The 2570-nt window shown below is 53.1% G+C and carries 4 protein-coding genes; all 4 read right to left on the reverse strand.

Annotation, left to right across the window (positions count from 1 at the left end):
• Positions 1 to 89 precede the first annotated feature (89 nt).
• Complete coding sequence (locus ABX962_RS34480; protein WP_372726191.1) at positions 90 to 437, reverse strand: hypothetical protein; 348 nt, start codon at positions 435 to 437, stop codon at positions 90 to 92.
• A 388-nt stretch (positions 438 to 825) separates the two neighbouring features.
• On the reverse strand, positions 826 to 1323 hold the full coding sequence (locus ABX962_RS34485) for a hypothetical protein (protein WP_372726192.1): 498 nt from the start codon (positions 1321 to 1323) through the stop codon (positions 826 to 828).
• A gap of 146 nt (positions 1324 to 1469) precedes the next feature.
• Positions 1470 to 1883 carry a hypothetical protein gene (locus tag ABX962_RS34490; RefSeq protein WP_372726193.1) on the reverse strand — a complete coding sequence of 138 codons (414 nt, stop codon included), beginning with the start codon at positions 1881 to 1883 and terminating at the stop codon, positions 1470 to 1472.
• Between the two features lie 92 nt (positions 1884 to 1975).
• Positions 1976 to 2224, reverse strand: coding sequence for a hypothetical protein (locus tag ABX962_RS34495; protein ID WP_372726194.1), 249 nt, complete (start codon positions 2222 to 2224; stop codon positions 1976 to 1978).
• Between the last annotated feature and the right edge of the window lie 346 nt (positions 2225 to 2570).

Genomic DNA, 2570 nt, shown 5'->3' on the forward strand with positions numbered 1-2570 from the left:
GAACGTCTGGCATAACCGGGCCGCCGGGGTTGATGCTCCATTTGAAAACGCGCGGTCGGCGGCTCCGCGTTCATGCCGTTGTTCTGCGGCTATTGCGTATCGGATGCGTCAACCCGATCCGCCAGTTCTTTGCACTCGCGATACGTTAAATCAAAGTGGTATCGTAGCACACGAAAGATGTTATGTTGGCTGTCCCGTTTACCATTAGGTTTGACTCGCACGTGACGATAGAGCGATTCAGGACCCTCAGAAATCGCATCCTTTAATCGAACGAGGTAATCGCGATGATCGTCAGAGAGACCTTTGTCGCCCAATAGTTGCATCCGTGAGAGACGCGAAATCTCAGCGAGCATGTCGTCGCCAAATCCCGGTCCCAATTCAATAACGTCGTGCCACCAGTTCGCCGTCCGCTGTTGGCGCTCGCGATAGGATTTCATCGCATTTGCCGATGGTTTCCCCATCAGCATGCGCTCAAGGTAATCGGGAGTGTGTTGATCCGGAACAGCAACGCATCGTCCAGAATTCCCAAGTTGCACAAACTCATCAGGAGTCGTGCAGTATGTCACGTTCTCAGAGCACGCATCACAGAATCGGACGCCGGGTTTGTCGGTCGGAGTTAGCTCGGACCACCGTTTCGGGCAAAGATTGGAAAATGCGTGTTCGCAGTTCCAAAGTTGGGATCCAAAATTACTCAGTTGGTGCCTCATAGGATTGGGGATTGGCCTTGCCGCAGAACGGTAGAAATCACGCGGGACGGGCGGACGACTCGCAAGCAGACCAGAATCCGCGACTCCCGTCCTCGCGTGCATTTCATGGTTCTGCATTTCATGGTTCTGCATTTCCGAGTTGATGTTTCGCCCAGGCGAGCGTTTCGGTGTTGACATTGTAGCCATCACCACGAATGACTTGCTCCAACGTGTCACGAAACACGTCGCCCGGCGATTCACGCTGCAACCATTCTAGCGTTTCAATATCCGGTTCGCCAATTTCGAGATTGGTCATCATTTGTGTCTGTAGGCCGATCTCCCGCCATCGTTGCAGGATGTTGCTAAAGTACTGGCGCGACTCAGGTTTGCCATCAACGATGATTTCGTAGGTGCTGCCGAGTTCGTCAAGTTGACTGAGCAATGCCAAGATAGTCTGTTCGATCTCGTCGTGGTCGAGCGCAAAAACCGAACCAAGCGAGATGGGAGTTTGTCGCGTCAGCGCCTCCCGGATGCCGGATACGGTGGCATTCGATGCTACGCGGAGCAGTTTGATGATAGCGACTTCCTTGTCCACATTGACGACGCGAATTGCCACGGGTGTTCCGCGATCTGACATTTGATTTGCCTTGTATGCAGAACGTTTGGGTTTTGCGGGCCGGAACGATTGATTTTCAATTGCTAAACGCTCGCAGGCCCGACTCCGTAACAACCCTTGGTTCTGCCTTTTTTGGGCATGCCTACGACGTTCAATCCAAGCGTCTGTCATTCTAACACGCTAATCGAACCTGTAGAGTCGAGTTCAACATCAATTGCGTATTCGTCAGGTAACGCGACTCCGCCATCATTTGCAGTTGAGTCAGTGAAGACATCGTACACATCGTATGTCACTCGCTTGCTCTTTGGGTCAATCCAGATTCCACGAATGTCAAACACTTGAGTTTGTGACGGTCGATCGTCAATACGCGACCAGAATTTGGTGTGCGCCGCGCGAGAGTGCTTCTCAGCCGCAGCAATCACATCGCGTCTCAATCGCCATGCGTCATCGAACATCGCGTTGCCCTTCGTGATCCACTGGTATCGCGCACCATCTGTCGGAATCCGGATCGAGACGATCGTCGAATCGACTTGGTATTCTTCGTACGTCGGATGCGATCCGATTGGCGAGTGAAGGCTCATTTCAGTGGCAGAACGGTAGGTGTCACCCGGTGGCGGCCAACTGACTCTCCATTGCAATTCCACCCGATCCGCCACTCGGGTGCACACCATTATTACTGTGCGTTTCCTGCTTCCAGTCGTGCAAGTGCGAGATCCCACAATTCGGACTGAGCCTCGCTCCCAGGATCGTAGAACAATCCGTCTTCGTTTCCCGGTACTGGCATCATGCCGCTGACCATCGTGACGTCGGTCGGCCCGTTTTCGCGTGCAATTCGAATTCGAAGTACCTTTGCATTTTCCATGTCAAAGTTCACGCGGCCATACATGAAGCCACGACGGACTTTTCGAATCAGACCGATCATCTTCTCAATCTCGTTGGGATCGGTAACTTGAACCCGTGCGTTTGACAGATTGCGTTCGCCAGAAATTGTGATTGACGTAACCGACTGGCGCACCGGCCCGACATTGCTGATGGGGGACGATACGCAACCAGACGCGCAAATAGCAATGAGCCAAGGTACCAGAGATCGAAAAATTGCCATCCGTGGATTCCTGAGCACAATAACCGCAGACATCACGGGGCACGGAAGGTTGACTGTCCATTGTGAGAAAAGCTGCAAGCCGTGCTCCCGTGCATGTCATTGTTCCCCGCAGTCATCGGGCCCATCGATCCGCGCATCCAAAAAACCGAAGTCGCTCAAAATCGCC

The organism is Novipirellula sp., from assembly GCF_041583735.1.
Classification (GTDB): domain Bacteria; phylum Planctomycetota; class Planctomycetia; order Pirellulales; family Pirellulaceae; genus Novipirellula.

Coding starts and splice junctions, on each gene's coding strand:
- ABX962_RS34480 (WP_372726191.1), bottom strand. CDS start 437: ATGAAATCCTATCGCGAGCGCCAACAGCGGACGGCGAACTGGTGGCAC.
- ABX962_RS34485 (WP_372726192.1), bottom strand. CDS start 1,323: ATGTCAGATCGCGGAACACCCGTGGCAATTCGCGTCGTCAATGTGGAC.
- ABX962_RS34490 (WP_372726193.1), bottom strand. CDS start 1,883: ATGAGCCTTCACTCGCCAATCGGATCGCATCCGACGTACGAAGAATAC.
- ABX962_RS34495 (WP_372726194.1), bottom strand. CDS start 2,224: ATGATCGGTCTGATTCGAAAAGTCCGTCGTGGCTTCATGTATGGCCGC.